1 protein-coding gene is annotated in these 540 nt (G+C 71.5%); it reads left to right on the forward strand.

Annotated features, from left to right (window positions below; all coding sequences use genetic code 11):
• Positions 1-540 (forward strand): choice-of-anchor G family protein (locus tag ROT00_RS18320; protein WP_404776471.1); only part of this gene is annotated, 540 nt, incomplete at both ends.

Genomic DNA, 540 nt, shown 5'->3' on the forward strand with positions numbered 1-540 from the left:
GCGTCCGGCGCGGTCGCCGATGACGGCACGATCTCGGTGTCCGAGGACGCCGACCCGGCCGACTTCGGCAACGCCACGGTGAACCTCACCGATCTGCTCGACCAGCTCGGCGTCGCCGCGGTCACCGACCAGCTCATCGACGAGGCATCCCTGGAAGTCGGGGCCCTCGCCACCCGCGCCGCGAAGACCGGCGGCACCGGTGTCACGAGCGACTACCGCGTCACCGACCTGAAGCTGAACCTGTCCAGCCCCGCGGTCGCGGGCCTGGCGACCCAGCTGCGCAGCACCCTGACCACCGCGACCACCGACCTCACCACCGACCTGGAAGCCCTCGCCGGCCCCGGCGGTGCCGTGCAGGGCGTGGTCGACGCGATCGCCGACATCCAACTCCTCGGCGTCGCCTCCGTGAGCCTGGGCGACGCGACGATCGCAGTCACCCCGCCGAACCTCAGCCAACTCGTGGACGACCTCCTCGGCGGACCCAACGCGATCCTCTACTCCGACGACGGCGCCATCAGCGTGAACCTCACCGACGGCACC

This window comes from Agromyces mediolanus, from assembly GCF_044917495.1.
GTDB classification, from domain to species: domain Bacteria; phylum Actinomycetota; class Actinomycetes; order Actinomycetales; family Microbacteriaceae; genus Agromyces; species Agromyces mediolanus_B.